This is a genomic window from Salinilacustrithrix flava (genome assembly GCF_041228405.1).
Classification (GTDB): Bacteria; Actinomycetota; Acidimicrobiia; order Acidimicrobiales; family Salinilacustritrichaceae; genus Salinilacustrithrix; species Salinilacustrithrix flava.
Genome location: NZ_CP133888.1, coordinates 817,462 through 843,561, shown reverse-complemented (window position 1 = coordinate 843,561; position 26,100 = coordinate 817,462). Strand labels below are relative to the sequence as shown.

General features: G+C 73.6%; 31 protein-coding genes and 1 tRNA gene. 14 read left to right on the top strand and 18 right to left on the bottom strand.

Features of this window, described 5'->3' with window-relative positions:
- The first annotated feature begins 5 nt into the window (after positions 1 to 5).
- The gene (gene recR / locus RGQ06_RS04140) at positions 6 to 605 is read left to right on the top strand and encodes a recombination mediator RecR (RefSeq protein WP_432429148.1); all 600 of its coding nucleotides are present in this window, start codon (positions 6 to 8) and stop codon (positions 603 to 605) included.
- Between the two features lie 272 nt (positions 606 to 877).
- Here recR and nhaA read toward each other — a convergent pair whose 3' ends face one another.
- Genes nhaA through RGQ06_RS04125 form a run of 3 tightly spaced genes read right to left on the bottom strand, consistent with a single transcriptional unit; the run spans position 878 to position 3,171 of the window.
- Complete coding sequence (nhaA, locus tag RGQ06_RS04135) at positions 878 to 2,332, bottom strand: Na+/H+ antiporter NhaA (RefSeq protein ID WP_432429149.1); 1,455 nt, start codon at positions 2,330 to 2,332, stop codon at positions 878 to 880.
- A 50-nt stretch (positions 2,333 to 2,382) separates the two neighbouring features.
- Positions 2,383 to 2,817: an ATP-binding protein gene (locus tag RGQ06_RS04130; RefSeq protein WP_432429150.1), complete on the bottom strand. Its 435-nt coding sequence runs from the start codon at positions 2,815 to 2,817 to the stop codon at positions 2,383 to 2,385.
- A 9-nt stretch (positions 2,818 to 2,826) separates the two neighbouring features.
- Positions 2,827 to 3,171 (bottom strand): STAS domain-containing protein, encoded by a 345-nt coding sequence (locus RGQ06_RS04125; protein ID WP_432429151.1) that lies wholly within the window; start codon positions 3,169 to 3,171, stop codon positions 2,827 to 2,829.
- A gap of 110 nt (positions 3,172 to 3,281) precedes the next feature.
- Here RGQ06_RS04125 and RGQ06_RS04120 point away from each other — a divergent pair, with 110 nt between their 5' ends.
- Positions 3,282 to 5,687, top strand: coding sequence for a DEAD/DEAH box helicase (locus tag RGQ06_RS04120; RefSeq protein WP_432429152.1), 2,406 nt, complete (start codon positions 3,282 to 3,284; stop codon positions 5,685 to 5,687).
- Here RGQ06_RS04120 and RGQ06_RS04115 read toward each other — a convergent pair.
- From RGQ06_RS04115 to RGQ06_RS04075, 9 genes are all read right to left on the bottom strand, one after another.
- Entirely contained in the window at positions 5,662 to 6,843 is a 1,182-nt protein-coding gene (locus RGQ06_RS04115; protein WP_432429153.1) for a hypothetical protein, read from the bottom strand. The genes RGQ06_RS04120 and RGQ06_RS04115 overlap by 26 nt on opposite strands.
- Entirely contained in the window at positions 6,836 to 7,621 is a 786-nt protein-coding gene (locus tag RGQ06_RS04110; RefSeq protein ID WP_432429154.1) for a class E sortase, read from the bottom strand. The genes RGQ06_RS04115 and RGQ06_RS04110 overlap by 8 nt, the downstream gene beginning before the upstream one ends.
- A 92-nt stretch (positions 7,622 to 7,713) precedes the next feature.
- Positions 7,714 to 8,925 carry an LPXTG cell wall anchor domain-containing protein gene (locus tag RGQ06_RS04105; RefSeq protein ID WP_432430700.1) on the bottom strand — a complete coding sequence of 404 codons (1,212 nt, stop codon included), beginning with the start codon at positions 8,923 to 8,925 and terminating at the stop codon, positions 7,714 to 7,716.
- A 140-nt stretch (positions 8,926 to 9,065) separates the two neighbouring features.
- Positions 9,066 to 9,464, bottom strand: coding sequence for a TadE/TadG family type IV pilus assembly protein (locus tag RGQ06_RS04100; protein ID WP_432429156.1), 399 nt, complete (start codon positions 9,462 to 9,464; stop codon positions 9,066 to 9,068).
- Complete coding sequence (locus RGQ06_RS04095; RefSeq protein WP_432429157.1) at positions 9,461 to 9,709, bottom strand: hypothetical protein; 249 nt, start codon at positions 9,707 to 9,709, stop codon at positions 9,461 to 9,463. The genes RGQ06_RS04100 and RGQ06_RS04095 overlap by 4 nt, the downstream gene beginning before the upstream one ends.
- 16 nt (positions 9,710 to 9,725) lie before the next feature.
- Entirely contained in the window at positions 9,726 to 10,367 is a 642-nt protein-coding gene (locus tag RGQ06_RS04090) for a type II secretion system F family protein (protein ID WP_432429158.1), read from the bottom strand.
- Positions 10,364 to 11,236, bottom strand: a complete 873-nt coding sequence (locus RGQ06_RS04085; protein WP_432429159.1) for a type II secretion system F family protein — start codon at positions 11,234 to 11,236, stop codon at positions 10,364 to 10,366. Before RGQ06_RS04085 ends, RGQ06_RS04090 begins: the two co-directional genes overlap by 4 nt.
- Positions 11,233 to 12,327 (bottom strand): CpaF family protein, encoded by a 1,095-nt coding sequence (locus RGQ06_RS04080; RefSeq protein WP_432429160.1) that lies wholly within the window; start codon positions 12,325 to 12,327, stop codon positions 11,233 to 11,235. Before RGQ06_RS04080 ends, RGQ06_RS04085 begins: the two co-directional genes overlap by 4 nt.
- Complete coding sequence (locus RGQ06_RS04075) at positions 12,327 to 12,980, bottom strand: hypothetical protein (RefSeq protein WP_432429161.1); 654 nt, start codon at positions 12,978 to 12,980, stop codon at positions 12,327 to 12,329. The genes RGQ06_RS04080 and RGQ06_RS04075 overlap by 1 nt, the downstream gene beginning before the upstream one ends.
- 153 nt (positions 12,981 to 13,133) lie before the next feature.
- On the opposite strand from RGQ06_RS04075, the gene RGQ06_RS04070 reads away from it, so the two are divergent.
- Both RGQ06_RS04070 and RGQ06_RS04065 read left to right on the top strand, forming a co-directional pair.
- A complete protein-coding gene (locus RGQ06_RS04070; protein WP_432429162.1) occupies positions 13,134 to 14,063 on the top strand; it encodes an HAD family hydrolase in 930 nt (309 codons plus the stop codon).
- Between the two features lie 64 nt (positions 14,064 to 14,127).
- A tRNA-Sec gene (locus RGQ06_RS04065) sits at positions 14,128 to 14,223 on the top strand.
- Positions 14,224 to 14,291: 68 nt separating this feature from the next.
- Here the strand turns inward: RGQ06_RS04065 and RGQ06_RS04060 are convergent.
- On the bottom strand, positions 14,292 to 15,221 hold the full coding sequence (locus tag RGQ06_RS04060; RefSeq protein ID WP_432429163.1) for a sigma-70 family RNA polymerase sigma factor: 930 nt from the start codon (positions 15,219 to 15,221) through the stop codon (positions 14,292 to 14,294).
- An 82-nt stretch (positions 15,222 to 15,303) separates the two neighbouring features.
- Here RGQ06_RS04060 and RGQ06_RS04055 point away from each other — a divergent pair, with 82 nt between their 5' ends.
- Together RGQ06_RS04055 and RGQ06_RS04050 are read left to right on the top strand one after the other, a co-directional pair.
- Entirely contained in the window at positions 15,304 to 15,624 is a 321-nt protein-coding gene (locus RGQ06_RS04055) for a putative quinol monooxygenase (RefSeq protein WP_432429164.1), read from the top strand.
- A gap of 58 nt (positions 15,625 to 15,682) precedes the next feature.
- The gene (locus RGQ06_RS04050; protein ID WP_432429165.1) at positions 15,683 to 16,150 is read left to right on the top strand and encodes a rhodanese-like domain-containing protein; all 468 of its coding nucleotides are present in this window, start codon (positions 15,683 to 15,685) and stop codon (positions 16,148 to 16,150) included.
- Positions 16,151 to 16,174: 24 nt separating this feature from the next.
- Here the strand turns inward: RGQ06_RS04050 and RGQ06_RS04045 are convergent, their stop codons facing one another.
- The 5 genes from RGQ06_RS04045 to RGQ06_RS04025 all read right to left on the bottom strand — a co-directional run bounded on the left by RGQ06_RS04045 (position 16,175) and on the right by RGQ06_RS04025 (position 20,754).
- Complete coding sequence (locus RGQ06_RS04045) at positions 16,175 to 16,741, bottom strand: hypothetical protein (RefSeq protein ID WP_432429166.1); 567 nt, start codon at positions 16,739 to 16,741, stop codon at positions 16,175 to 16,177.
- The gene (locus tag RGQ06_RS04040) at positions 16,741 to 17,595 is read right to left on the bottom strand and encodes a DUF455 family protein (protein WP_432429167.1); all 855 of its coding nucleotides are present in this window, start codon (positions 17,593 to 17,595) and stop codon (positions 16,741 to 16,743) included. Before RGQ06_RS04040 ends, RGQ06_RS04045 begins: the two co-directional genes overlap by 1 nt.
- 35 nt (positions 17,596 to 17,630) lie before the next feature.
- Positions 17,631 to 18,302 (bottom strand): hypothetical protein, encoded by a 672-nt coding sequence (locus RGQ06_RS04035; protein ID WP_432429168.1) that lies wholly within the window; start codon positions 18,300 to 18,302, stop codon positions 17,631 to 17,633.
- Between the two features lie 149 nt (positions 18,303 to 18,451).
- Complete coding sequence (locus RGQ06_RS04030; protein ID WP_432429169.1) at positions 18,452 to 19,687, bottom strand: ammonium transporter; 1,236 nt, start codon at positions 19,685 to 19,687, stop codon at positions 18,452 to 18,454.
- Positions 19,688 to 19,797: 110 nt separating this feature from the next.
- The gene (locus tag RGQ06_RS04025) at positions 19,798 to 20,754 is read right to left on the bottom strand and encodes a helix-turn-helix transcriptional regulator (protein ID WP_432429170.1); all 957 of its coding nucleotides are present in this window, start codon (positions 20,752 to 20,754) and stop codon (positions 19,798 to 19,800) included.
- Between the two features lie 62 nt (positions 20,755 to 20,816).
- Here RGQ06_RS04025 and RGQ06_RS04020 point away from each other — a divergent pair, with 62 nt between their 5' ends.
- From RGQ06_RS04020 to queF, 8 genes are all read left to right on the top strand, one after another.
- Positions 20,817 to 21,482 carry a TIGR03086 family metal-binding protein gene (locus tag RGQ06_RS04020; RefSeq protein ID WP_432429171.1) on the top strand — a complete coding sequence of 222 codons (666 nt, stop codon included), beginning with the start codon at positions 20,817 to 20,819 and terminating at the stop codon, positions 21,480 to 21,482.
- A 28-nt stretch (positions 21,483 to 21,510) separates the two neighbouring features.
- Positions 21,511 to 22,188: a 7-cyano-7-deazaguanine synthase QueC gene (gene queC / locus RGQ06_RS04015; protein WP_432429172.1), complete on the top strand. Its 678-nt coding sequence runs from the start codon at positions 21,511 to 21,513 to the stop codon at positions 22,186 to 22,188.
- Positions 22,185 to 22,820 (top strand): 7-carboxy-7-deazaguanine synthase, encoded by a 636-nt coding sequence (gene queE / locus RGQ06_RS04010; RefSeq protein WP_432429173.1) that lies wholly within the window; start codon positions 22,185 to 22,187, stop codon positions 22,818 to 22,820. Before queC ends, queE begins: the two co-directional genes overlap by 4 nt.
- Positions 22,821 to 23,009: 189 nt before the next feature.
- A complete protein-coding gene (locus RGQ06_RS04005; RefSeq protein WP_432429174.1) occupies positions 23,010 to 23,312 on the top strand; it encodes a PRC-barrel domain-containing protein in 303 nt (100 codons plus the stop codon).
- A 132-nt stretch (positions 23,313 to 23,444) separates the two neighbouring features.
- The gene (locus RGQ06_RS04000; RefSeq protein WP_432429175.1) at positions 23,445 to 24,224 is read left to right on the top strand and encodes a DUF5995 family protein; all 780 of its coding nucleotides are present in this window, start codon (positions 23,445 to 23,447) and stop codon (positions 24,222 to 24,224) included.
- Between the two features lie 55 nt (positions 24,225 to 24,279).
- Entirely contained in the window at positions 24,280 to 24,987 is a 708-nt protein-coding gene (locus tag RGQ06_RS03995) for a histidine phosphatase family protein (RefSeq protein ID WP_432429176.1), read from the top strand.
- A gap of 301 nt (positions 24,988 to 25,288) precedes the next feature.
- Positions 25,289 to 25,648: a 6-carboxytetrahydropterin synthase QueD gene (gene queD / locus RGQ06_RS03990; protein WP_432429177.1), complete on the top strand. Its 360-nt coding sequence runs from the start codon at positions 25,289 to 25,291 to the stop codon at positions 25,646 to 25,648.
- 10 nt (positions 25,649 to 25,658) lie between these two features.
- Entirely contained in the window at positions 25,659 to 26,051 is a 393-nt protein-coding gene (gene queF, locus RGQ06_RS03985) for a preQ(1) synthase (RefSeq protein WP_432429178.1), read from the top strand.
- Positions 26,052 to 26,100: the final 49 nt, after the last annotated feature.

Here is a 26,100-nt window from a genome sequence, read left to right as displayed (position 1 = left end):
CGCGGGTGCACGCGGACGCCGTCCAGAACCTGATCGACCAGCTCGGGCGCCTGCCGGGCGTCGGGCCGAAGTCCGCGCAGCGCATCGCCTACCACCTGCTCAAGGTGCCCAAGGAGGACGCCCTCGCGCTCGCCTCGGCGGTGGTCACGGCCAAGGAGCGCGTCCGGTTCTGCGAGGTGTGCCACAACCTGTCCGAGGCGCCGCGCTGCCAGATCTGCGCGGACGGCCGGCGGGACGCCACCGTCGTCTGCGTCGTGGAGGAGCCCCGGGACATCGTGTCGGTGGAGCGCACCGGCGGGTTCCGCGGCCGCTACCACGTGCTCGGTGGGGCCATCAACCCGATGGAGGGCGTGGGTCCCGACCAGCTCAAGGTGCGCGAGCTGCTGGCCCGCATCGACAGCGACGCCGTCGTCGAGGTCATCCTGTGCACCAACCCGAACCTCGAGGGCGACACCACGGCCATGTACCTGGCCCGGCTGCTGAAGCCGCTCGGCGTGCGGGTGACCCGCATCGCCAGCGGGCTCCCGGTCGGCGGGGACCTCGAGTACGCCGACGAGCTCACGCTCGGCCGGGCCCTCGAGGGTCGGCGCGACGTCGACGCCTGAGACCGGACGCGACACCGGCCCGGTCAGGGAGAGAGGACCGGGCCGGTGAGGCAGTTCCAACCCGGGCATCGACCACTGGACGGAGGCGGGCGGGCGGTGCGAACCGCCCAGCACCCGATGCCCGGGGAGGGTGGAGGTCGGGGACCGGGCCGAAGCCCTGCGTCGATCCGACGTTGCGTTCACATTACAAGCGTGACGCCCTCATGACAAGCACTGTCCGAAAAGTCCGGAAAAAGTCCCATCTCATGACAGATACATGACGAGGACGAGGGTCAGTCGACGAGCGCTGGTGCCGGCTCGCTGACCCGTCCGGGGTCGTCGCCGGCATCCGGGCTCGGCCCGGACCGCAGGAAGGCGTAGCCGAGCAGGCCCGCGATGACGCTGCCGGCCAGGATGCCGATCTTGGCCGAGTCCGTGGCCAGGCTCCCCGGTGCGTAGGCCAGCGACGCGATGAACAGCGCGACGGTGAAGCCGACGCCGGCGGTCATCGCCAGGCCGAGCACCATGCGCTGGGTGACCCCGCCGGGAAGCGTGCCGAGCCCGAGCTTCTGGCCGAGCAGCGTGAACGTGAACACCCCCACCGTCTTGCCGACGACGAGGCCGGCGACGATGCCGAGCACGACCCGGTTGGAGGCCAGCCCGTCGAGTGCCTCGTCGGAGAGCCGGACGCCCGCGTTGGCGAACGCGAACAGGGGCACGATGAGGAACGCGACCCAGAGGTGGAGCTTGTTCTCGAGCCGGTCGAGCGGGGACTGGGTCTCGGCCACGAGCCGCTCCATCTCCGACAACCTCGAGGTGGCCTCGTCATAGCTCTCGTCGTCGTAGGTGGAGCTGCCCCGTGACTGCTCGAGGTTCTGCTCGATGGAGTCCAGCGCCGTCCCGTGGCCGAGGAGCGACGACATGTCCTCGGAGAAGTTCTCGGGGTTGTAGAACGGCCAGGCGGGGGTGAGCAGGCCGAGGACGACACCGGCGAGGGTGGCGTGGACGCCGGTCTCGTGGAACGCGTACCAGGCGAAGAGGGCCAGGCCGATGTAGACCGGCAGGGCCCGCACGTGCTGGCGCTTGCAGATCTCGGCCACGGCGAGGGTGGCCAGGGCGATCGCCAGCCACCCGAGGCTGAGCTTCGACGTGTAGAAGAGCGCGATCACGAGGATCGCACCGATGTCGTCGGCGATGGCCAGCGTGAGCAGGAAGACCTTGGCGGCCGCGGGCACCCGGTTGCCGACCAGGCTCACGACGGCGACGGCGAAGGCGATGTCGGTGGCCATGGGCACGCCCCAGCCGTCGAACCCGCTGGTGCCGGCGTTCAGGGCCATGAAGATGGCGGCTGGGACGAGCATGCCGCCCACCGCGGCGATGGCGGGCAGCGCCGCCTTCTTCGGGTCGCGCAGCTCGCCGTGGACCAGCTCGCGCTTGATCTCGAGGCCGACGACGAAGAAGAAGATGGCCATCAGGGCGTCGTTGACCCACTGCTCGAGGGTCAGGTCGAGGTGGGCCAGGCCGCCGAGGTGGATGGAGAGGTCGGTGCTCCAGAGCGTCTCCTGGGCGTGGTGCCAGGGGGAGTTCGCCCAGATCAGCGCGGCGACGGCAGCTGCCAGCATGAACACGGCGCCACCGGCCTCGGCGTGCATGAAGCGCTGGAACGGGCGGACGAACAGGCGCGGGACGAACGTGTCCTGCTCGCTCCACGTGGGGCGGCGCATGGTGGTGAGGCGGCGTTCGGACATGGGTGTTCCTCGGGGCACGGGCGCCCAGGGGATCCGGCAGCGAGGGGCTGTCAGATCGGCGGGGCGGTGGGACGCTTGAGGGTCATGGAGACGATCGTCCCGTCGCCGGCTGGCTCGAAGGTGACGTCGTCGGTGAGGACCTTGATCAGGGGGATGCCGAGCCCGGACTCGTGTTGCAGCCGGTTCGGATCGGTGGGGGCGGGGAGCCGGGTGAGGGCATCGGGGTCGAAGCCGGGGCCGCGGTCGCGGATCTGGACGCGGAAGAGGTCCTCGTCCAGGTGGCAGGAGATGACCACGGGCTGGTCGGCGGCCTCGGGCCGGTGGGCCTTGATGGCGTTGCTGCACGCCTCGGTGACGGCGAGGCGCAGGTCGTCGAGGCGGGAATCGGGGAGCGGCGGGTCGAGGGAGGCGGCGGTGGCGACGACGAGCCTGACGACGGCGAGGTAGTCCAACCGAGGGGGGATCTCGAGGACGATCTCGGCCACCGCGTTCGCCTACTGGGCCTCGGACGCGACGGCATCGTCCACCGTCGAACCGATCGTGAAGACCTCGTGCAGGCCGGTGGCCTCGAAGACCTTCAGGATCCGCGTGTTCGTGCACACCAGTCGCAGGTCGCCGTCCTCGGCCCGGGCGCGGCGGACCCCGCCGACCAGCACCCCGAGACCGGTGGAGTCGATGAAGTCGACGTCCTCGAGGTCCACGACGAGGCGCGTCGAACCGGCCTCGACGAGGTCGGTGAGCCGGTCGCGCAGGGCGGGCGCGGTGGCGACGTCGATCTCGCCGGAGGCCGCCACGACGGTCCAGCCGTCGACGTCGGTGTCAGGGATCTCCAGCTCCATGCAGTCGACCACGCTACCGGTCGACGCCCGCTCGGCTGCAGGCCGGCAGATCACAGCGCTGGAACTACAGGCCTGTCGTGATGTCGGGGTGGGGGCGTACGCTCGCCGACGTGGCCGGCGATCGCTCCGATCCCAGCGACCTCGAGTCGCTCGTGCGCCGGCGCGCCGACCTGCTCCTCGACCGCGACGGTCCGCACCTGGCCGACGCCGGCCGCCTCGTCCACGTCGAGCGCCTGCCCGCCACCGAGCCCCGGTGGGCCGACCTGGCCGCCCCGCTCCCGCCCGCCGTCGCGGCGCGCCTCGGCGTCGAGCGCCTGTACACCCACCAGGCCGAGGCGCTCGACCTCGTCCGCGCCGGCCGCTCGGTGGTCACCGCCACGAGCACCTCGTCGGGCAAGTCGTTGATCTACCAGGCGGCGATCGGCGAGGCCGCCGCGGCCCCGGTCCGGCCCGGCACGGCGCTGTGCCTGTTCCCCACCAAGGCCCTGGCCCAGGACCAGCTCCGTGCCCTCGCCGGGCTCGACCTGCCGGGCGTGCAGGCCGCCACCTACGACGGCGACACCGGCCGGGCCGAGCGGGGCGACGCCCGTCGCAACGCCAGCGTGGTGCTCACCAACCCCGAGATGCTCCACTGCGGGATCCTCCCGCACCACGCCGGGTGGATGCGGTTCCTGTCCCGCCTGCGCTACGTCGTGGTCGACGAGCTCCACCTGTTCCGGGGGATCTTCGGCTCCCACGTCGCCCACGTGCTCCGCCGGCTGCGCCGCGTCGCCGCCCACTACGGCGCCGATCCCGTGTTCATCTGCTCCTCGGCCACCATCGGCGAGCCGGCGGCGCTGGCATCCGCGCTCACCGGCGTGGACGTCACCGCCGTCACCGACGACGGCTCGCCGTCGGGGGAGCGGGTCATGGCCATCTGGAACCCGCCGGTGCTCGACGAGGCCACTGGCACCCGGGCCTCCACCCACGGGGAGGCCGCCGGGCTCGTGGCCGACCTCGTCCGAGCCGAGCGCCGCACGATCGGGTTCTGCCCGAGCCGTCGCTCCACCGAGCTGGTGGCCGACCGGGTCCGGCGCCAGGTGCCGGCCTCGCAGCGGGGTCGCGTGGCGGCCTACCGCGGCGGCTTCCTCACCGAGGAGCGCCACGAGATCGAGGCCGCCCTGGCCGCGGGCGAGCTCGACGCCGTGGTCACCACCTCCGCCCTCGAGCTCGGCATCGACCTGGAGGGTCTCGACGCGTGCGTGCTCGACGGCTTCCCCGGCACCGTCGCCTCCCTGTGGCAGCGCGTCGGTCGGGCCGGCCGGCGCCAGCAGGAGTCGCTGGCCGTGCTGGTGTGCGGGGCCGATCAGCTCGACCAGTGGATCGCCGCCCACCCCGAGGAGCTCTTCACCCGACCGCCCGAGCCGGCGGTCATCAACCCGGCCAACCCCTTCGTCGCCGACCCCCACCTGCGCTGCGCGGCCTTCGAGCTGCCCCTCACCCACGACGACGCCCGCTACTGGCCCGGCCTGCTGGACGAGGGGGTGTGCCGGCTGGCGGGCAGCGGCGAGCTGATCGTGCGTCCGCCGGGCGTGGGCACCGCCGGCGGGCGGGGGCGGCGCCGCCGGGTGTCGGCGGACTCCCCGGTGGCGGTGTGGACCGGCGGTGGGTGGCCGGTCGACGGGGTGGGCCTGCGCTCCGGGTCGCCGGGCCAGGTCAAGATCGTGGCGCCCGACGGCACGCCGGTCGGCACCGTGGACCGGGGTCGGGCCGGCGAGGTCGTCCACGAGGGAGCCGTCTACGTCCACGCCGGCCGCCACCACCGGGTCGTCGAGCTCGACCTCGATCGGGCCCGTGCGGTCGTCGTCCCCGACGACGGCAGCACCTGGACCACCGCCATCACCCGCATGGACCTGCGCATCCTCGGCGAGGACCGGTCGCGGGCGGTCGGTCCGGTGCACCTCGCGGTCGGGCCGATCAGCGCCACCACCCGCGTCACCGGCTACGAGCGCAAGGACGCGGCCTCGGGCGAGCGCATCGAGCGGGTCGGCCTCGACCTGCCGCCGAGCACCCTGGAGACCCGGGGCGTCTGGCAGGTCGTGCCCGAGGAGGTGCTCGCCGGCCTCGGCCTCGTCCCCGATGCGTGGCCGGGTGTGCTCCACGCGGCGGAGCACGCCGCCATCGGTGTGCTGCCGCTGTTCGCGATCTGCGACCGCTGGGACGTCGGGGGCGTGTCCACCGCCCGCCACGTGGACACCGGCGCCCCCACCATCGTCATCTACGACGGCTACCCGGGGGGTGCGGGCATCGCCGAGCTCGGGTTCGAGGTGGCCGAGCGCCACCTCGAAGCCACAGCCCAGGTCATCGCCGCCTGCCCGTGCCGGGACGGGTGCCCGTCGTGCGTGCAGTCGCCCAAGTGCGGCAACGGCAACGAGCCGCTCGACAAGGTCGGCGCCCTGCGCCTGCTCGCCGCCCTCAGCGGCCTGGACCCGGTGGTCGCGGGCGCGTCGCCTACAGCAGCTTGGCGAGCCGGTTGAGGTAGATGATGTGGCCGGCCCAGCCGAGCAGCACCAGGGCGCCGGCGGCCGGGACGGCGACGTCGACGCCGTCGGCCTCGTCCTGCACGATCGACTGCCCGGCGACCGGCTCGTCGCCGGCCAGCTCCTCGCTGGTGGTGGTCTCGGGGACCTCGCCGTAGTCGATGGTGTCCTCGAAGCCGGTGTCGAGCGTGGTCGGTGTGGTGAGGCGGGGCGTCGACGACGGCCGGGTCACCGCGGGCCCCCGTCCGTTCGAGCCACCGATCGCACCGGAGCGCCGCGCCGTGGTGGTGGGTGCCGACGTCGCGGTGGTCGGGTCGCCCTCGATGCTGACCGTGGCGGACTCGGTGTGGATGATGCTCGAGCGGACGTCGCCGTCGGCACCGCCCCGCACCGAGCGGACCCGGTAGGTGTAGGCGCCGGCCGGCGCGTCGGTGAGCGGGTCGACGAAGCGGGGTTCGCCGTCGAGCCCGGTGGAGGCGACGTCGTCGAAGGCGCCGCCGGCGGGGCCGCGCCGCTCCAGCACGTAGCCGATCGCATCGGGCGCGACGTCGGCCGGGTCGAGGGGCTGGAAGGTGACGGCGACGGAACGCGCCTCACGGTCGAGGGCGACGTCGAGGCCGGTGACGGACTCCGGCAGGACGGCCACGACGAACGAGCGCTCCATGGTGTGCGGCGGGGCATCGGGATCCTCGAGGCTGCCCTCGGCCTGGACGAGGTACCGGCCGTTGCAGGGGATCACGACATCGAGGGCCTCGAAGCGCTGCTCGGCGTCCCAGCCGGGCCGGGGGCCGTCGCCCTCGATGGTGACCGGCGCGGGCAGCGCGCACGCCTCGCCGGGGGTGTGCTCGTCGCCGGGGTCGTCCACGACGCGGACCTCGACCTCGTCGATGAAGTCCGCGGGACCGGTCTTGCGGTACCGCAACGTGCCGCTGACGTCGACCGACGCGCGGCGAAGCGTGACGTCGTCCTCGTGGAAGGGCTCGTCGAAGCTCGATCCGTCCCACGACCCCGGTGGGTGCTGCTCGGGCTGGTCGTCCGGGTCCACCGGCACCTCGTCGGTCTGGGCCACGGCGCCGGGCGCGGCGAGGACGCCGACGAGGAGGCCGGCGGCGAGCGCGCCGAGGACGCGGGCGCCGGGTGTGCGCTCAGGCATCGAAGGCCTCGGCGCTGACCATGGTGGCGGTGAGGATGAGACGCTGGCGGGCCGAGCCCTTCGGGTGGCAGGTGGTCAGCGTGAGCCGAGCCTCGCCGGGGGTGTTCTCGACCACGCCGACGTCCGTCGGCTCGGTGATCCACGACCGCTCGACCTCGTAGGTGCACGACCCGATCGGCGTCTCGAGGGTGATCCGATCACCCGGTTCGAGCACGTCGAGGGCGTGGAACGGCTTGCCGTAGGTGGTGCGGTGCCCGGCGATGGCGACGTTGCCGACCTCGCACGGCAGTGGGGTGCTCGGGTAGTGCCCGGCGCCGGCGCGCAGCGCGCTGGCCGTGGTGCCCTCGACCACGACGGTGTCGACGTCGATGCGGGGGATCTTGATGCGGGTCAGGCTGTCGCCGACGTCGACCTGGCGCTCGACGTAGGCGGCACGGAGGTCGGGGCTGGCGAGCTGGCGGTCGAGCTGGGACTGCAGCCGGTCCTGGTAGAGGTTCGTGTAGAAGGGGTAGCCGATCATCCCCGCCGCTCCGACCAGCAGCGCGATCGACAGCAGGGACAGGGCGACGCGCGAGATGCGACGTCGCTTGAGGGCCACGGCGAGTCGCTCGACCACGTTCTCCGGGGCTCGGCCCGCGGCCGCCGTGGTGGTCGGCGGAGCAGGGGCCGGTGCCGGCTGGGTCAGCGAGCGCTGCTCGACCCGCTGGATCCGCAGGGTCAGCACGACGCTGCCGGTGCCGATCACGAAGATGAGCGCAAGGGCGGCGAGGGGGAGCATGGCGGTCGGGAAACCCTATCGAGGCATCCCCGGCCGGCGCCGCTGGTGGCGGCGCCGGCGACGGGGTGCGTCAGCAGGCGGAGAGCAGATCCTCAGGCGGGGTCGCCCGAGCGGCGCAGGAGCGCCAGGCCGAGGCCGGCGAGACCGGCGATGCCGGCCAGGGCGAGGGTGCTGGCGTCGTCGGAGCCGGTGGTGGGCAGCTGGGCGGTGGCCGCCGGGGTGGTCGTCGTGGTCTCGGGGAGCACCTCGGCACCGGCGACGGAGGTGCAGCCGGCCAGCTCGAGCTCGACGCCGCCCATGAGGGCCTCGCCGTTGAGCAGGTCCAGGCTCACGGCGTCGGCCGTGGCGAAGGTGGAGCCGTCCTCGTTCGTGCCCGTGGTGCCGTCGGCGACCCGGATGAACGACGGGCCGAGCGGCTCGGGCAGCGGGATCTCGAGGGTCTGACCGACCGGCACGGTGATCGGCGTGCCCCCGAGGGTGGCCGACTCGACGGTGACCAGGGCCGGGGTGACCGTGGGCGTGCCGGCGCCGGTGCCCCGGTCGACGTCCACGGCGGAGCCGGCCTGGCCGACGACGACCGAGATGAGCGGGGGCCCGTCGAGGATGCTGAGTACGTCGACCCGGGCGCCCTCGGCGGCGCAGGAGGTCGTCAGGGTGGCGGCGTCGGCGGTGGTGGTGGAGGCGGTGTCGCCCACGGTGACCGTGACGAGGTCGGCGCCGTCGAAGAGCCGCCCGAACAGCTCACCGAGGGTGTCCTCGAGGCCGAGGTCGCTGGCGTCGTCGATGGGTCCGAGCACGGGCTGCAGGCCGCCGAGGAGCTGGTCTACGCCGTCTTCGGCGGGGCCGACCACCTCGGACAGCGGGGTGTCGAGGATGGGGGCGACCGGGTTCAGGGTGATGGCGCCGACCCGGCCGGTGGCCGCTGCGGTGGCGGAGGCCTCGTCCATCGTGACGAGGGACGAGCTGCAGGCCAGCGCGATGCTGAGCCCGGGGACCTGCTCGAGCGGCCCCTCGCAGGTCTCCTCGGCCGAGCCGGGCTCGGTCGCCGAGGCGGAGGTGACGCCGGCCTCGAACAGCGGCGTGGCGAGCCCGGCGCCCTTGGCGGTGCCGGAGCCAGGAGCGACCTCGGCGAGCGTGGTGCCGGCGGTGAGGCCCTGGCCGAACAGCGACAGGTTCAGGGCCTCGCCTGAAGACGAGCCTGCGTAGGCGGGGCCCGCCTCCTGCGCACCGGCACCCGGCACGAAGACCAGGCCTGCGGCGGCGGCCGCAAGTGCGGTGATCCCCATCGTTCGTCGGACGTTCATGACGGTCTCCATGGCGGACGCGTCGGGCGCGCCGGCGGTCTGCGGTCTGATCTGGCTCGGTCCCCCGAGTGTTCGCCCCGGTCGTGGGGAACTCCTGCCCTCGGGGGCCGCGCCCCTGTTGGTGCCGGAGGCGGGTGGGCTCAGCCCTCCTCCAGCATCGTCACCTCGGCGTGCAGCGCCGGATCCGGGATGAGGGTGCCGACGATGGGAAGCTCCGTGCGCGACCGGTAGGCGACCGCGGCGGTGACCCGCCCGCCGCTGCGCCGCAGCCGGACGTCGAGCCGGGTGGGATCGAGGGTCGAGGACGCGGCGACGGCCCCGGCGCGAGCGGACGGGCCCGTCGGATCCACCGCCGCGGCCCGGGCCGCTTCCCGGGCCGCATGGGTGACGAGCACGGCGTCGCGCCCGACCAGGGCGAGCTGCAGGACCAGGAGCACGCCGATGCACACGACGGGCAGACCGAGGGCGAGCTCGACGGTGGCCTGGCCCCGGTGACGGGCACCGGGACCAGGCCGGGTCGAGCAGGACGCGCCGGTCACACCTTGCCGATCACCGTGTCGAGCACGGCGTCGAAGAGCTTGCCGATGCGGCTCGTCCGGCCGGCCCAGGCCAGGAAGACGATGGCCACCGTCGCCGCGCCGAGCAGCACGAGGGCGTACTCGGCGGTGGACTGGCCGCGCTCGCGGCCCGCACCGGCGCGGGCCAGCACGTCGTGGGCGCGAGCGGCGAGGGCGCCGATCGCGGTGGCCACGTGCAGCTGGAGCACGAGGAAGGAGGGATGCATGGAGGACTCCTGACGTTCAGGGAGCGAGGGAGGCCGGAGCCTCGAGGTGACCCCCGCGGAGGGAGTCGAACGTGCCCGCCACGAGCGGCGCGACCGTGAGCAGGCCGAACGCCGGCAGGGTGCACAGCACGAGCGGGAAGAGGAGCAGGACCGGCAGCCTGCGGGCCCGGATCTCGGCGGCTCGCCGCCGGCGGGTCCGGGCTTCGGCTCCGACACGTTCGAGCGCCGGCAGCACGGGCGTGCCGTAGCGGAGGTGGTCGGCGATGGCGTGGACGAGCGGCCGGGCCGGCGGCCCCCACCGGGTGGCGAGCTGGGCGACCGCCTCGTCGGAGGGCCGGCCGCCGGCGATGGCGGACACCACGGACCCGAGGTCGGATCGGAGCGCGGCCGGCGCGACCGGCGCGACGACGGGGAGCGCCGCCGGCACCGACAGCCCGGCGCCGACGGCGAGAGCGAGCAGGTCGACGAGATCGGGGAGGTCGCGCGCCACCTGGGCCTCGTCGATGCCGTCGCGCACCGCTCGCAACCGGCTCGGCCGCGGCCACCGCACGGCGCAGCGCTCCCGGCGGGGGCGGACCAGCCGGGCCGGGACGCGCGGCCGGTGGAGGAGGGCGAGGACGACCCCGGCCGCGCACCCGCCGGCGAGCAGCGCCCTCATCGGGCCCGCCTGACCAGCCGGGCCATCCACCACGCGCCGGCGCCGTCGAGGCCCAGCCCGAGAGCGATGCAGAGCCAGCCGATGGGGGTGCCGAGGAGGAACCGGCCGGCCGCCGGATCGAGCGAGGTGAGCAGGAAGGCGAACCCGATGGGGGCGAGCGTGAGCACGGCTGCGGACGCCCGTCCCTGGGTGGCGAGCGCCGCGGTCTCGGCGTCGCTGTCCAGGCGCTCCCGCAGGCTGGCGGCCGCCCCGTCGACGGCCCGGGCGCCCGGGCCCCCCACCCCGGCCGCCACCGTGAGGGCGGCTGCGGCCAGCGCGGTGTGCGGATCGCCGGCGGCCGTCGCCCGCCAGCGATCGACGGCCTCGTCCAGCGGACGTCCGGCGTCCACGTCGCGGACCATCGCGGCCAGCTCGTCGCCGACCGGGGCGCCGACGGACGCCGCCCCGGCGATCGCAGCCGGCAGCGCGAGCCCGCCGCGCAGCCCGGCGGCCACGGCGTCGAGCGCCTCGGGCAGCTGCGTGGCGCGCCGCCGGGCCTCGCGTCCGCCCGCGAGGAGCAGGCAACCTGGGCCCGCGACGACGCCGACGGCGAGGAGGATCCGCCCACCGGGGACCAGCGCGGCGCCGGCGAGGGTGATGGTCAGGCAGGTGAGCCAGAGCCGGAGCAGCCCGTCGGCCTCGTCACCCAGGCCGGCGCGCCGGAAGGCCGCGCGGACCCGCGCCGGCATCGGGAGGGCTCGGGACGCAGTCGGCTTGCGCAGTCGGCGGCGGGCGCGGGCGCCTGCCGCCCATCGGTGGGCGCCGGACGCGGCGAGCGACGCGGCCAGCACGGTCGCGACGGCGGCGAGCGCGCCGGCCTCGCCGCTCACGGCGCCGCCACCGGTCGGCCGTCGACGACCAGAGGCACGGTGCGGACGCGGGCATCGGGGTCGTCGACCACGCGGTCCACCGCCAGGACCCGGCGAGCGCCGTCGGGGGCGCGGCCGACCTGCACCAGCAGGTCCACGGCCGAGACGAGCTGGTCGCGCACGGCGCGCAGGGGGAGGTCGACCCCGGCGGTGAGGGCCATGGTCTCGAGCCGCCGCAGCGCCTGCACCGTGCCGTTGGCGTGGCAGGTGGACAACGAGCCCTCGTGCCCGGTGTTCATCGCCTGGAGCATGTCGAGGGCCTCGCCGCCGCGGACCTCGCCGACCACGATGCGATCGGGCCGCATGCGCAGGGCGGTGCGCACCAGCTCTCGGATGGGGACGGCGGGCAGGCCGTCGGGCGAGGCGGGTCGGCTCTCGAGGCGCACCACGTGCGCGCCCGGGAGCCGCAGCTCCGCCGCGTCCTCGACGGTGACCACGCGCTCGCCGGGGTCGAGGTGCTGGCACAGAGCGTTGAGAAGCGTCGTCTTGCCCGCGCCCGTGCCCCCGACCACCACCAGGTTGCGGCGGTCGCGCACCGCGGCGACGAGGAGGTCGGCGACGTCGGTGGCGGCGAAGTCGGTCACCGGCAGGGTGCGGGCCGTGAAGCGGCGCACGGTCAGGTAGGGGCCGTCGACGGCCAGCGGTGGCATGGCCACGTGGACCCGGGACCCGTCCGGCAGGCGGGCGTCGACCAGCGGGTTGCGTCGGTCGGCGCGCAGGCCGAGGGGCGCCACCACGCGCTCCACCAGGCGGCGCACCTCGGGCTCGTCCAGCACGACGTCGGTCACCTCGACCTGCCCGTGCCGCTCGACCCACACCGGCCCCGGGCCGTTGACCAGCACGTCGGTGACGGTGTCGTCGCGGAGGAGGCCGTCGAGCACGCCGAGCCCGTGCATGCGGGCCTGGACCCGTCGCACGGCGGCGTCCGCCTCCGCCGCGTCGAGCAGCGGGGCGTGGCGGTGGACGAGGGCGCCGAGCTCGGCGGCGCTCACCGGTCGACCCTCGGCGAGGGCCTCGTCGTGGACGGCCCGGTCCAGGGCGGCCGCGTCCATCAGCGACCCACCCGGTGGACGGTCGTGGCGGCCCGGGCCAGGCTGCGGGGGAGGCGGGCGGCGAGCAGCCCGGCGTCCACCGCCCGGGCGATGCCGGGGTCGACGCCCACGGTCGTGCGCACCGGCACCCCCACGGCGGCGGCGATGTCGGCCGGGCCGAGGGCGCGGCTGGCCTCCCGCACGAGGGCGACCTCGGTGGGGGCCAGGCCGACGGCGTGCAGGCGGCGCAGGGCGAGGTAGCACGCTCGCGTGACGAGCACGCTGCGGTCGGCCTGGCGGACGACGACCCGGGCCGCCGGGTCGGGGCGGGTGCCGGCGTCGACCACCACCTCCCGAGGGCTGTCGGCGAGCAGGCGGGCGAGGACGGCGGCGCGGCCCTCGTCGAGCGGACCGGTGCCGCGGGGGAACAGCAGGAGGTCGTCGGCGACGGGGACGAGCAGGCGGTCCAGCGCGTCGGCGGGCACGTCCGGCCCGGCCCGCAGCCACTCGGCCACACCCGGCCGGTCCGTGGCGTCGGCGCCGAGGGCGGCGGGCAGGTCGCCGTCGAGGTCCACGACGACGGTGGCGCCACGGGTCGAGGCGACGAGGGCGTGGGCGGCGGCGAGCACGGTGGCGCCGGCGCCGCCCTTGGCGGCCCAGTAGGCGGTGAGCACGGGATCCCCCTGGGGCGCTGGGGTTCAGCGCAGCGGTGGCGGGGGAAGCCGGGCTCCTCCGGCGAGCGCCGGATGGAGAGTGGCCGAGAACGTACCAACGGCATCGAGGGTGCGCAACCGGTCCCGTCGGCGGCGTTCCGTAGGCTCCGGCCCGTGGAAGCGGCCTTCTTCGACCTGGACAAGACGGTGATCGCCCGTCCGTCGATGGTCGCGTTCGGCGCCCCACTGCGTCGCGAGGGCCTGGTCTCCCGGCGCCTGCTGCTGCGGGCGCTGTGGGCCCAGCTGATTTACCTCACCCTCGGGGCCGACGAGGTCCGCCTCGAGCGGGTCCGGGACGCCGCGCTGCGGGTCTCCAAGGGCTGGGAGCAGCGCCGGATCTCGGCGATCGTGCGGGAGACGATCACCGAGGTGATCGAGCCCATCGTCTACGCCGAGGCGCTCGAGCTGATGGCCATGCACCGCGAGGCCGGTCGCAAGGTGTTCATCGTGTCGGCCTCACCCGAGGAGATCGTGGCCCCCCTGGCCCAGTACCTCGGCGCCGACGAGGCCATCGCCACCCGGGCGTTCCTCGACGAGCACGGCTGCTACACGGGCGAGGTCGAGCGGTACTGCTACGGGCCCGAGAAGGTCCGGGTGCTGGAGGAGGTTGCGGCGCGCGACGGCATCGACCTCGACGCGTCCTACGCCTACTCCGACTCGGCCACCGATGCCCCGATGCTCGCGGCGGTCGGGCACGCCATCGCCGTGAACCCCGACCGGGAGCTGCTCCGCCTGGCCCGCACCGCCGGCTGGGAGGTCGTGCGCTTCTCCCACCGGGTCCGCCTGCGCGAGCGGGTGGCGTTCCCGTCGGCGACCACGATCGGGGTCGGCACCGGGGTGGCGGCCGCGGTGGGCGGCAGCGCCGCCGTTGGGTGGTGGCTCTGGAACGAGCGCCAGCGGCGGCTGGCGCCGGTGCACGTCCGTGGCCGTCGGAAGGCGGCGGACGCGCTGCGCCGGGCCTCCGATGCCGTCCCGGCGCTCGGGCCTACACGTGCTGGGCCTTCTTGGCGGCCAACCTGGCCAGGTACACGAGTGCGGCGATGAGCAGGAGCTTCTTCATGGACGGCCGAGACTAGGCCCCACGGGCGACAGAACTAGGTTGCGGAGCGGAGGTGTCCGAGCACCTGGTGGGCTCCGCCGCCTTCAAAGCGGTTGGCACGGGCGTTCCCCGTGCGGCGGGTTCGATTCCCGTCCACCTCCGCCAGAGCAGCGGCGGGGTCTCGACGAGGCTCCGCCGCAGCGCTCGGCCGTCCGGCGCCGCGACCCGGTCCCTCACCCGGCCAGCAGATCGCGCACGCCGGCCTCGATGCTCGGGTGGCGCAGCTTGGACAGGGCCCGGGCCTCGATCTGGCGGATGCGCTCCCGGGTGAGCCCGAACGCGTCGCCGACCTCCTCGAGGGTGCGGGGATCACCCCGGTCGAGGCCGTAGCGCAGGCGCAGGACGTCGCGCTCCCGGGGCTCGAGCCCGTCCAGCATCTGGGCGACGGCACCGGGCAGCAGGGCGGCCGCCGCCTGCTCGAACGGGGACGCGGAGGCGGTGTCCTCCACGAGGTCTCCGAGCTCGGCGTCGCCGTCCTCGCGCAGCGGCTCCGACAGCGAGATGGGCTCGATCGCGAACCGCAGCACCTCGCGGACCTTGTCGATGCCGAAGCCGGTCTCGGCCGCGACCTCGGCCTCGGTGGGCGCTCGTTCGAGCTCGGTCTCCAGCCGGCCCCGGGCGCGCTGCACCCGCACGAGCACGTCGCCGGCGTGGACCGGGAGCCGGATGGTCCGTCCCGTGTTCGCGATGCCGCGCGAGATGGCCTGGCGGATCCACCAGGTGGCGTAGGTGGAGAACTTGAAGCCCTTGCGCCAGTCGAACTTCTCGACCGCGTGCATCAGGCCGAGGTTCCCCTCCTGCACCAGGTCGAGCAGCGGCAGGCCGGAGGCCTGGTAGCGCTTGGCGATGGACACGACCAGGCGGAGGTTGGACTCGATGAAGCGCCGCTCGGCCGTCGCGCCCCGCTTCGCCGTGCGTCGCAGCGCGGCTCGCGTCGCCGGTGGCAGCGTGCCGGGCGACTCGAGGGCCGCCCGGGCCTCGACGCCCGCCTCGATGAGCTTGGCCAGGTGGACCTCGTCGCCCTTGGTGAGCAGTGGGTGGCGGCCGATGTCGCGCAGGTAGAGCCGGACGAGGTCCTCGTCGTCTCCTGCACGGTCCGCCATGGCGTCTCCTGTCCCCCGGAGCTGCGGTGAGGGAACGGTACTACTGTCCCGGGATCCGGACCAGGGGTTGAGGAGCACAGCAGTGAGCGACGAGCGCGAGGTCGAGACCGCCATCGTGACCATGACCTTCGATGCCACCGACCCCGATGCCCTGCTCGGTGTGCTGTCGAAGTACGTGGTCCTCACCCGGGGCCAGGACGGCTGTCGCAACGTCGACCTGTGCCTGTCGGTCACCAAGCCCGACCGCTTCGTGATCGTGCAGAAGTGGGAGCACCCCGAGGACCAGCAGCGTCACTTCGACTCCCCGGAGATGGTGGAGATGGCTGCGGCCTGCACCGGCCTGCTGGCGTCGCCCCCGGCCATCGACCTGCTCGAGGGGATCAGCGCGCACGACCTGGCCTGAGCGCGAGTTGTCCGGACAACTCGCTATCCTGCGGGGGACCCCCGGACAAGGAGCCATCGTGCCTCGCACCCCCCGCCCCCTCCTGGCCGCCGCTGCGGCTGCCCTCCTCCTGCTCGGCGCCGCGGCCTGCGGTGATGACGGAGTCGACGAGGCGTCAGCAGCCGAGGTCACGACCACGGCCCCGGAGGCCGCCGATGCTGGGGCAGGCGTGCGCGTCGTGTCCCCGGCCGAGGCCGCCGCGCTGCTCGATGCCGATCCGGCGCCCGCCGTCATCGACGTGCGCACGCCCGAGGAGTTCGAGGCGGGCCACCTCGAGGGGGCCGTGCTCATCGACGTCACCAGCCCGGACTTCGAAGCGCAGGTCGCCGAGCTCGATCGGGACCAGCCCTACGTCCTCTACTGCCGATCGGGAAACCGCTCGGTCACGGCCCGCCAGGTGATGTCCGACCTCGGGTTCACCGACGTCGCCGACATCGGGGGCGGCATCACGGCGTGGGTGGCGGAGGGCCAGCCGGTCGTCACCTGACCGGCCGCGCCGGCGGCACGTGCGTCAGCGCTGCAGGGGGCCCGGGTTGGTGGCCGCGGTGGTCTCGCTGAGCCGGTCGATCTCGGCCCAGCTGAGGTCGTCGCCGTGCCAGAGCTGCTCGAACGCGTCGTCGGCGGTGTCGGTGAAGCCGTACCGGTTGCGGAACGCGTAGAGCCAGCGCTGCCGGCGCACCGGGTACCCGAGGCGGGCCAGGCGGCCGACGGCGGACACCTCCCACGCCGTGCGCTGGGGCACGGTGAGCTCGCTGTCGGGCGGCACGTCGCCGAAGCCGTCGCGCCGGCGATCGGCGGCCCGCAGGAGGTAGCGCCCGAGCACGTCGGTGGCCGCGTCCTCGCTGAACTGGCGGATCCGCTTCGGGTTCTCGAACGCCCCCGACTCCGTGCGGATGTGCACCGGGTCGAGGGACACCAGCTCGGTGCGGCCGAGCGGGGTCGTCTCGTCGACCTCGATGACGATCTGCACGTCGTCGCCCAGGCCCACCTTGCGGGCGAGCTCGTCGGCGAGCGCGGCGATCTCCGCGCTGTCGAAGTCGACCATGGTGAAGGTCGACGGGTCGACCGTCGTGGGCATCAGGCGCTCGCCGTCTCGTTCGCCTCGCGAGCCAGGCGCGACCGCTCCTCGACCTCGGACTTGGCCTCGCGGGACAGCTCGGCGATCTCCTCCATCTCGGCGTCGTCGAAGCCGGCGAGCTCGCGGAAGCGGCGGGCCAGGTGGACCGGGCTCTCCTCGTCCTCGCCACGGAAGCCGCCGAAGGAGAACAGCTTGTCGACGACCCGCTGGAACTCGAGCGCCCGCTTCTGGCGGTCCTTGTCGTTGACGGTCAGCTTGCGGAGCCAGTCCGAGCCCATCTTCACGTGGGTGACCTCGTCGGCGAGCATCCAGTCCTCGCAGAACTCCAGCACCGGGTCCCCGGCCAGGTCGCCGAACTCCTTCATGGTGTTGAAGACGTCGATGGCCAGGCCCTCGAGGGCCCGGTTCACGCCGGTGAGGCGCAGCACGGGGTCCGGGTTGCACGCGGCCTGGAACAGGAAGGCGTTCTCGCCGAACTCGCCGATCTCGGTGCCCATCCACTCGCTGAGCTTCACGGAGATCTCGCAGTGGCGGGCCTCGTCCCAGCACTGGCGGGCCATGTCGAGCTTGAGCTCGAAGGGCACCTCTTCGTCGTCGAGCTTCCCGGTGGCGCCGACCTCGAAGTCGTAGCAGGTGCGACCGGCACCCTCGAGCGCCTGGATCTCGCCCACGAAGATGCCGTGCATCAGGGCGCGGGCGGCGTCGGGCGCGTCGGCACGGTCGGGCCGGAGCCGGCCGTTGCCACGGTTGGCGGCCTCGCTGCCGTTCCGCGGGTCCTGGATCCGGTCCATCATGTCGGCCCGCTCGAAGCGGTCGTCACGGGCCAGCTCCTCGGGCGTGAGCAGCTTCTTCATGGTGTGTGTCCCCCTGGGTTCGAAGTGGTGTTCGTCTACGCGACCGTGAGGCGAGCGGGGTCGCCGGACAGGTCGTAGGCATCGCCGATGGTGCCCGGGCCGCAGATGCCCCCGGCGGCGACGAGCAGCTTCTCGAGCTTGGCCTGGTGGTCGGCGGCGCGCTGGACCTCTTCGTCGCTCTGGATCAGCGAGGTCAGCATGAGCGTGCCGTCGCGCCAGTCCTCCATCTCGTCCTGGAGCGCGAACTTCAGCGAGCGGATGGTGGGCGCGTCGGTGATCGTCGAGGTGTTGTTCAGGTGGTACGTGTAGGCCGCCACCTTGTGCGGGATGAGCACCCGGTAGACGCCGACCAGCTTCTCGATGGTCTGGTCGTGCTCGCCCGGCTCGGCGACGGCATCCATGAAGGCCTCGACCTCGGGGCTCGCCGGGCCGGTGAGCCGCTCGGGGTTCATCTCGCGCAGCTCGGGCAGGCGCTTGTGCCACAGGTCGGCGTGCCAGGCGTGGTGGTAGCAGTGCGTGCCGAGGCGCATCTTGATGTCGAGCTCGGGCACGGTGGCGACCCAGCCGCCGAGCGCCTCGAACAGCTTCATCTCGATCCACTTGTACTGGCCCACGCGGGCCGCGGTCTCCTCGACGCTGAACGCGCCGGGCAGCTCCCGGCGGTCCCACGGTGCGAACGGTGCTCTCGGCTTCTTGGAATCGGCCAACTGGTCCCCCTGTGACTCGGCCCCTGTGCGATAACGATCGCTATCCCACCCTACGTCACCTGACCAGCCGGTCAAGGGGCCTCGCCTCCGGCGACCTCGAGTCGCTCGGCTGCGCCTCACGACTCGGGGCGTTCCCCGGGCCCGTTCGATCAGGTGGCGAGGACGTCGCCGTAGGCGCTCTCGACGTGCTCGGTGCGGTCGAGGCCGGTGGTCTCCGCCGTCTCGTCGACCCGCAGTCCGATGGTGGCGGCGAGCGCCTTGGCCAGGATCGTCGTGACCACGAAGGAGAAGACCAGCACCACGACGATGGAGATCACCTGCTCGACCAGCAGCTCGGCGCCGCCGCCGAAGAGCAGGCCCTCGTGCTCGGGTCCACCCCCGATGATGCCGGCGTCGGCGAAGAAGCCGATGAGCACCCCGCCCACGATGCCGCCGACCATGTGGACCCCGACCACGTCGAGGCTGTCGTCGTACCCGAGGCGGTACTTCAGCTGGATGGCGGCGTAGCAGCACACGCCGGCCGCGGCGCCGAACGCGATGCCGGCGAGGCCGCCGACGTAGGCCGCGGCCGGCGTGATCGCGACCAACCCGGCGACCACGCCCGAGCAGGCGCCGAGCACCGTGAAGTGCCCGTCCCTGACCCGCTCGACGAGGAGCCAGGCGAACATGCCGGCGGAGGCGGCGAGGAACGTGTTCATCAGCGCGGTCGCCCCGAGGGCGCTGTTGCCGTCGCCGAGTCCGGTGCCGCCGGCGTTGAACCCGAACCAGCCGAACCAGAGGATGCCCGTGCCGAGCAGGACGAGCGGGAGGTTGTGGGGGACCATGGCCTCGCCGGGCCAGCCGATCCGCTTGCCGAGCACGAGCACCATCGCCAGGGCCGCGGCGCCGGCGTTGATGTGGATGGCGGTGCCCCCGGCGAAGTCGAGCGAGCCGCGGGCGCCGAGCCAACCGATGAGGTCGCCGGTCTCGGCGTCGAGCCCGTAGATCCAGTACACGACCGGGACGTAGACGATCAGGCTCCAGAGCGGCACGAACACGGCCCAGGCGGAGAACCGCATGCGGTCGGCGACGGCGCCGCTGATCAGGGCCGGGGTGATGGCGGCGAAGGTCATGAGGAACGCGGTGGCGAGCAGGCCGTCGCCGTCGAGGCCCTTCAGCCCGATGTTGTCGAAGCCCCCGATGAGTCCGTTGGACCCGGATCCGCTGAGCGAGGCGCCGACGGTGACCCACAGCAGCGGGATCACGGCGAGGCAGTACAGGTTCATCAGCAGCATGTTCAGCACGTTCTTCGAGCGCACCATGCCGCCGTAGAACAGCGCCAGGCCCGGCACCATGAACAGCACCAGCGCGGTCGACATCAGCACCCAGGCGTCGCCACCATCCATCTGCGCTCGCTCCTCGCTCGGTGCGCAGCGACAGCCGCCGCACAGTTCGGCGTCACGTTGGCGAAAGGGTGTGTCCCGGTGGCTTCCCGGGTGTTTCGGCAGTGTGAACGTCAGGAGGTGCGGTCGGCGCCGTAGAGGTCGTGCAGCTGCTGCCCGACGTCGGCGAGCTCGTGCCGGACCTCCTCGGGCGAGGTGACGTGGAGCCAGCCGCCGAGGCCGGCCAGCTCGCCGGCGATGGACCGGCTGCTGTGGCCGCGGATGACGACCTCGACGCCCCCGGGCCCCGGGCCGCCGACGTCGAGCCGGGATCCGAGGATCCACCGCAGGATCTCGATGCGCTCCGGATCGGCGACGGCCCGGACCTCGATGGACGTGCCTCCCCGGTCGATGGACTCGGCGATGGCCCGCCACTCCTCGGCCAGGTCGAAGCCGTCCGGCCGCGCCGCCGGCAGGTCCGTGCGGACGACGTCGGTGACCCGGTCGACCCGGAAGGTGCGCTGGCCGCGGTCGGTGCCGGCGACCAGGTACCACGACGGCCCCTTGGCGACGACGCCGAGCGGGTGGACCGTCCGCGACGAGCTGCGTCCGTCTCGGGCGACGTAGCCGAGCTGGACCTGCACGCCGTCGATCACCGCCTGCTGGAGGGGGTCGAGGAAGGCGGGCACGGTCGCGTCGCTCGCCCGGCCCCACGCGACGTTGTCGACGTGGAGCGAGGCGGCCGCCGACTGGGCCTCGACCCGGAACGGCTCCGGCAGCGCGCCGACCAGCTTGCGCAGCGCCGACCGCACGGCCGGGGCCCCGCCCGATGCCGGTCCGGCGACGAGGAACAGCGCCCGGGCCTCGGCGGCGGTGAGCCCGCTGAGGTCGGTGCGGGCGCCACCGACCAGCCGCCAGCCGCCGCCCCGCCCGGGCTGGGAGTACACCGGGATGCCGGCCAGCCCCAGGGCCTCCAGGTCCCGGCGGGCGGTGCGCTCCGAGATCTCGAGCTCGTCGGCCACCTCGCGCGCCGTGACCCGACCGCGTTGCTGGAGCAGGAGGAGGACGGCGACGAGGCGGTCGGCACGCATGCGGAGATGTTCGCAGAGAAACTGGCCACAACGTGACCGGTTTCGGCGCGGATGCTGCACCCATGGAACCCACCACTGCCACCACGACCACCCCGGCGCCCTTCGGCGTCGACGATCCCCGCCACGTCTTCGGACGTGCCGTCGCCGTGGGCACGGCGACGGTCGCCGCGGTCCGTCCCGACCAGCTCGACGGTCCGACCCCGTGCTCGGAGATGGACGTGCGCCACCTCCTCGGCCACCTCGTCTCCGTCCTCGACCGCGTCGCGGCCCTCGGGCGGGGCGAGGACCCCTTCGCCGTCGTCGAGTCGGCCGACCACGACGACTGGCCTGGCGCCTGGACGGCAGCCGCGCACCGCGTGCAGGCGGCCTGGACCGGTGACGACGTGCTCGCCCGCCCCATGGCGCTGCCGTGGCAGCAGGGCACGGGGGCCGACATCCTCCTCGGCTACGTCAACGAGGTCGTCGTCCACACGTGGGACCTGGCGATGGCCACCGGCCAGCGCCCGCGGTGGGACGACGACGTCGTCGACGTCGCGCTCGAGCGGATGCCCGCCCTCCCGGCCGAGGACCGCCTCGCCATGTTCGAGCAGATCTCCGCCGACATGGGTCTGCCCGAGGTCGGCGTCCCCTTCGCCGAGGCCGTGCCCGTCCGCGCCGATGCGGCGGCGATCGACCGGCTCGTCGCCTGGAACGGCCGCGATCCGCGCTGGGAGCCGTCCCGAGGCTGAGCGCCGGCGGCGCCCGTAGGTTGGAGGGGTGACCCGACCTGCCGTCGTCCTGCTCTCCGGTGGCCTCGACTCGGCCACCTGCCTGGCGATCGCCGCCGACGAGGGCTTGGCGCCCCACGCGATGAGCTTCCGCTACGGCCAGGCCCACACCGCCGAGCTCGACGCCGCCCGTCGGGTGGCCTCCGCCCTCGGAGCGGTCGAGCACCGCGTCGTGGACATCGACCTCGCGGCCTTCGGCGGATCGTCGCTGCTCGGCGACGGCGAGATCCCGAAGGGGCGCGAGGAGATCGGCGAGGGCATCCCGTCCACCTACGTGCCGGCGCGCAACACCGTCTTCCTCGCCTACGCGCTCGCGTGGGCCGAGGTGCTCGGGGCCAACGACATCTTCATCGGGGTCAACGCCCTCGACTACTCGGGCTACCCGGACTGCCGGCCCGAGTTCATCGCGGCGTTCGAGGCGGCCGCCAACGCCGGCACCCGCACGGGCACCGAGGGGGACGGCTACCGGATCCGGGCACCGCTGATCGACCTGACCAAGGCCGAGATCATCCGCCTCGGCACCGGGCTCGGCGTGGACTACGCCATGACCGTCACCTGCTACGACGCCACGCCGGAGGGGGCGTGCGGCGAGTGCGACGCGTGCATGCTCCGCCGGCGCGGCTTCGAGGAGGCCGGCGTACCCGACCCCACGTCGTACCGGCCATGAGCACCTACGCCGTCAAGGAGGTGTTCCGCACCCTGCAGGGGGAGGGGCGCCAGGCCGGGCGCGCCGCGGTGTTCCTGAGGTTCTCCCGCTGCAACCTGTGGTCGGGGCACGAGCGCGACCGCGCCACGGCCGTGTGCCGGTTCTGCGACACCGACTTCGTCGGCACCGACGGGCCCGGGGGCGGGGTGTTCCGCGGCGCAGGGGCGCTGGCCGCCCACGTCGCCGCGACGTGGGGGGAGGGGCGCGACCACCGCTTCGTCGTGTGCACCGGCGGCGAGCCGGCGCTCCAGCTCGACGAGGAGCTGGTCGAGGCCCTGCACGCGGAGGGCTTCGAGGTCGCGGTGGAGACCAACGGGACGCTCCCGCTGGCCCCGGGCATCGACTGGGTCTGCGTGAGCCCGAAGGCCGGCACCGAGCTCGTTGTGACGGCGGGCGACGAGCTCAAGGTCGTGTGGCCCCAGGACGGCACCGACCTCGACGCCCTCGAGGCGCTCGACTTCGAGCACCTCCTGGTCTCGCCCATGGACGGCCCGGACCGGGCGGCGGCCACGGCGGCGGCCGTCGCACTCTGCCTCGAGCGGCCCCGGTGGCGCCTCAGCCTGCAGACCCACAAGGTCCTCGGCATCCCGTGAGGCCCTGAGCGGATGGGTCACGTCCTCTCGTGACCCGGTGGGCGGCTTCGCCGCCGGAGGGCACTGTGCTCATGGGTCGCCTCGCCTTCGGCTCCGCTCCGGCGGAAGAAAAACATTGCGAACGCGTGACAAACGGTCATGTTGCTGTTATGTTGGTTCCTGGGCGGCACCTTCAGATGAGGAGCTGACATGGACACGGTCACCGGACATCCGCTGTACGACGCAGCCGGGAACAAGCTGGGCAAGATCGTCGACGTGCTCGGCCTCTACGGGGGCGCCGACGACATCGGCTGGCTGGCCGTCAAGGTCGGCCTCCGTGGCACCAAGCTGGTGCCCAACACCGGTGTCGAGCCCGGCGAGGACGGCTTCACCACGCCGTTCACGAAGGAACAGATCACCAGCGCCCCGAAGGTCCCGCCGCACTTCGAGCCGGCCGGCGACGACCGCGAGGCGCTCCTGTCCCACTACGGCGTCCGGTTGGCTGGCCTGTGACCCCGTAGGGACCCGGTGCCCCCGATCGCGCTGGTCGGGGGGCACCGGGGTGCTCTTCATCAACAGAGACGGTGACGACCCGGTGCCTGGCGCCGGGTCGTCGTCGTGTGCGGGCGATGCCAGACTCGGGTCGTGCAGCACCCGGGCGGGCTCCCCGCGGCGAGCATCGACGACGCCATCGCGCGCATGGACCGGATCATCGCCCGGTGCGCGGAGACCGGCGACGCGCGTGGGTGGTTCGCCGTCGTGTACCGAGCGGTCACGGCGCGGGTGCGCGACGGGATCGCTGAGGGTGCCTTCGACGACGGCGAGCGCATGGAGGCCTTCGACGTCCGCTTCGCCGGGCTCTGGCTCGACGCCTTCGACGCGTGGGACCGCGCCGCCCCGGTCTCGCAGTCGTGGGCGTGCTCCTTCGCGGCAGCCGAGCGACCCGGCCTGATCCTGCAGCACCTGCTGCTCGGCATGAACGCCCACATCAACCTCGATCTCGGGCTGGCGGCGGCGCAGACGTGCCCCGGCCCCGGGGTCGTCGAGCTGCGGGACGACTTCGAGCGGATCAACGACGTCCTGGCCGAGCTGGTGGATGCGATGCAGGACGCCATCGGCGAGGTCTCGCCGATGGCGCGCGTGCTCGACCTCGTCGGGCTCCGGTTGGACGAGGCCATCGTGAGCTTCTCGCTCGGCCAGGCCCGGGCGCGGTCGTGGCGCTTCGCCGAGGAGCTCGCCTGCGCCGACCTGGCTCCCACGCTGGTGGGCGAGCGCGACCTCGCGGTGGCGGGATACGGCGCCCGGCTGGCCCGCCCCGGCTGGGCCATGCGCTGCGTCCTGCCGATCGCCCGGTGGCGGGAGGAGCCCGACCTCGCCCGGGTGGCCGGCCTGCTCCGGGCCCGAGGTGCCGACGTCGCCCTCTGACCAACGCCGGGATCGGAGTCGCCGAGGTCCCGAGGGCCTCTCTACCGTGGCCGCCGTGCCCGATCGCCCCCGCCAGTACCGACAGAGCCGCTTCGTGCGTCCCCCGGGCGCGTGCGAGGTCATCCTCGTGCGCCACGGTGAGTCCCAGCCTGCCGACCCCGATGCCCCGTTCCCGCTGGTCGACGGCCAGGGCGACCCGCCGCTCCACGAGCCCGACGGGGTCGAGCAGGCCCGGTTGGCGTGCGAGCGCCTGCTGGCCTCCGGTGAGGAGTTCGCCGCCGTCTACGTGACCACGCTGCAGCGGACCCGCCAGACCGCCCAGGTGCTGGTCGACCGCCTCGGCGTGGAGCCCGTGGTCGAACCCGACCTGCGGGAGGTGCACCTCGGCGAGTGGGAGGGCGGCCTGTTCCGCAAGAAGGTGGCCGAGGGCGACCCGATCGCCGAGCAGATGTACGTGGAGCAGCGCTGGGATGTGATCCCAGGTGCGGAGTCCATCGAGGAGTTCGGCGGCCGCATCCGCCGGGCCCTCGACGGCATCGCCCGGACCCACCCGGACCAGACCGTGGCCGTGTTCACCCACGGCGGGGTCATCGGTCAGGTCGTCGCCGAGGCCACCGGCGCCCGGGGCTTCGCCTTCACCGGGTCGGACAACTGTGGGATCACCCACGTCGTGATCGCCAACGACCGCTGGATCATCCGGACCTGGAACGACACCAGCCACCTCACCCCGCGCTTCACCCACGACCCCGAGCCGCTCATCTGAGTCCATCGGGGCTTCCTCGCTTCGCTGCGGGGAGCCCCCACGTTGCACGGAGCAGGGGAGCGTCCTTCCGGTCGCTCCGCTGGCGCTGCGCTACCTGCGGTCCCGACCGCCCTCGCTCCGCTGCGGGGAGCCCCCACGTTGCACGGAGCAGGGGAGCGTCCTTCCGGTCGCTCCGCTGGCGCTGCGCTACCTGCGGTCCCGACCGCCCTCGCTCCGCTGCGGGGAGCCCCCACGTTGCACGGAGCAGGGGAGCGCGGGCACAGTCGCTCCGCTGGCGCTCCGCTACCCCGAGGTCGTCCCCATGGAGCTGTTCAAGGAGTTCGGGTTCGAGTCGGCGCACTCGCTGCCGAACGTGCCCGAGGGCCACAAGTGCGCCCGCCTGCACGGCCACAGCTTCCGCGTGCGGGTCACGGTCGAGGGCCGGGTGGGCGACGACACCGGTTGGGTCATGGACTTCGCCGACCTGAAGGCGGCGGTGCAGCCCACCATCGACGCGCTCGACCACCGCCTCCTCAACGACATCGAGGGGTTGGAGAACCCCACGAGCGAGGTGCTGGCGAGGTGGATCTGGGATCGGATCGGGCCCGGTCTCCCGGGCCTCGCCGCCGTCGAGGTCCGCGAGACCTGCACCAGCGGCTGCACGTACCGGGGTCTTCCGTAACCTGGCGCCGATGAGCGACGCCCCCGACGACGACCTCACCCTCCTCGGCCAGCCGACCCGCGGCCCGGTGGAGCACGTCGAGACCTTCCCCGCGCCCGAGGGCTGCACCCGGGTCGTGTTCTCCACCGACGAGGTGGCGTCGCTGTGCCCGGTCACCCGCCAACCCGACATCTCTTCGGTGCGGATCGACTACGTGCCCGACCAGCGCTGCATCGAGTCCAAGTCGCTGAAGCTGTTCCTGTGGGGCTTCCGGGACCGCCACGTGTTCGCCGAGGCCCTCGCCGTGGAGATCGCGGACGAGGTGTGGCACACCGTGCAGCCGAAGTCGGTCGACGTGGTGGTGACCCAGCACGTGCGCGGCGGGATCGTCACCGAGACCCACTCGTCCCGTCCCCGCCCCTAGCTTCTGGCAGCGGCTGCGGAACGTGTTCCGTGGTCGCAGCCAGAACCTC

What these genes read in the sequence shown, in the direction of transcription:
- nhaA (WP_432429149.1), bottom strand. Translation starts at nt 2,332, where the DNA reads ATGTCCGAACGCCGCCTCACCACCATGCGCCGCCCCACGTGGAGCGAG.
- RGQ06_RS04110 (WP_432429154.1), bottom strand. Translation starts at nt 7,621, where the DNA reads ATGCTCCCCCTCGCCGCCCTTGCGCTCATCTTCGTGATCGGCACCGGC.
- RGQ06_RS04060 (WP_432429163.1), bottom strand. Translation starts at nt 15,221, where the DNA reads ATGGCGGACCGTGCAGGAGACGACGAGGACCTCGTCCGGCTCTACCTG.
- queD (WP_432429177.1), top strand. Translation starts at nt 25,289, where the DNA reads ATGGAGCTGTTCAAGGAGTTCGGGTTCGAGTCGGCGCACTCGCTGCCG.
- RGQ06_RS04080 (WP_432429160.1), bottom strand. Translation starts at nt 12,327, where the DNA reads ATGGACGCGGCCGCCCTGGACCGGGCCGTCCACGACGAGGCCCTCGCC.
- queE (WP_432429173.1), top strand. Translation starts at nt 22,185, where the DNA reads ATGAGCACCTACGCCGTCAAGGAGGTGTTCCGCACCCTGCAGGGGGAG.
- RGQ06_RS04020 (WP_432429171.1), top strand. Translation starts at nt 20,817, where the DNA reads ATGGAACCCACCACTGCCACCACGACCACCCCGGCGCCCTTCGGCGTC.
- queF (WP_432429178.1), top strand. Translation starts at nt 25,659, where the DNA reads ATGAGCGACGCCCCCGACGACGACCTCACCCTCCTCGGCCAGCCGACC.
- RGQ06_RS04090 (WP_432429158.1), bottom strand. Translation starts at nt 10,367, where the DNA reads ATGAGGGCGCTGCTCGCCGGCGGGTGCGCGGCCGGGGTCGTCCTCGCC.
- RGQ06_RS04040 (WP_432429167.1), bottom strand. Translation starts at nt 17,595, where the DNA reads ATGAAGAAGCTGCTCACGCCCGAGGAGCTGGCCCGTGACGACCGCTTC.
- RGQ06_RS04030 (WP_432429169.1), bottom strand. Translation starts at nt 19,687, where the DNA reads ATGGATGGTGGCGACGCCTGGGTGCTGATGTCGACCGCGCTGGTGCTG.
- RGQ06_RS04045 (WP_432429166.1), bottom strand. Translation starts at nt 16,741, where the DNA reads ATGCCCACGACGGTCGACCCGTCGACCTTCACCATGGTCGACTTCGAC.
- RGQ06_RS04005 (WP_432429174.1), top strand. Translation starts at nt 23,010, where the DNA reads ATGGACACGGTCACCGGACATCCGCTGTACGACGCAGCCGGGAACAAG.
- RGQ06_RS04095 (WP_432429157.1), bottom strand. Translation starts at nt 9,709, where the DNA reads ATGCATCCCTCCTTCCTCGTGCTCCAGCTGCACGTGGCCACCGCGATC.
- RGQ06_RS04115 (WP_432429153.1), bottom strand. Translation starts at nt 6,843, where the DNA reads ATGCCTGAGCGCACACCCGGCGCCCGCGTCCTCGGCGCGCTCGCCGCC.
- RGQ06_RS04125 (WP_432429151.1), bottom strand. Translation starts at nt 3,171, where the DNA reads ATGGAGCTGGAGATCCCTGACACCGACGTCGACGGCTGGACCGTCGTG.
- RGQ06_RS04105 (WP_432430700.1), bottom strand. Translation starts at nt 8,925, where the DNA reads ATGAACGTCCGACGAACGATGGGGATCACCGCACTTGCGGCCGCCGCC.
- RGQ06_RS04025 (WP_432429170.1), bottom strand. Translation starts at nt 20,754, where the DNA reads ATGCGTGCCGACCGCCTCGTCGCCGTCCTCCTCCTGCTCCAGCAACGC.